Below are 477 nucleotides of genomic sequence, written 5' to 3' on the forward strand. Positions count from 1 at the left end.
CGCCTTCCTCCCCGCTGAAAGTACTTTACAACCCGAAGGCCTTCTTCATACACGCGGCATGGCTGCATCAGGCTTGCGCCCATTGTGCAATATTCCCCACTGCTGCCTCCCGTAGGAGTCTGGACCGTGTCTCAGTTCCAGTGTGGCTGGTCATCCTCTCAGACCAGCTAGGGATCGTCGCCTAGGTGGGCCATTACCCCGCCTACTAGCTAATCCCATCTGGGTTCATCCGATAGTGAGAGGCCCGAAGGTCCCCCTCTTTGGTCTTGCGACGTTATGCGGTATTAGCCACCGTTTCCAGTGGTTATCCCCCTCTATCGGGCAGATCCCCAGACATTACTCACCCGTCCGCCACTCGTCACCCGAGAGCAAGCTCTCTGTGCTACCGTCCGACTTGCATGTGTTAGGCCTGCCGCCAGCGTTCAATCTGAGCCATGATCAAACTCTTCAATTTAAGTTTGATTTGCTTACAACTTG

The 477-nt window shown here is 55.1% G+C and carries 1 rRNA gene; it reads right to left on the reverse strand.

The window, feature by feature from the left end:
* Positions 1-454, reverse strand: a 16S ribosomal RNA gene (locus QSK07_RS22695); the annotation flags it as partial.
* Positions 455-477 lie beyond the last annotated feature (23 nt).

The sequence above is a fragment of the Pantoea sp. QMID4 genome, assembly GCF_030270445.1.
Lineage (GTDB): Bacteria > Pseudomonadota > Gammaproteobacteria > Enterobacterales > Enterobacteriaceae > Pantoea > Pantoea vagans.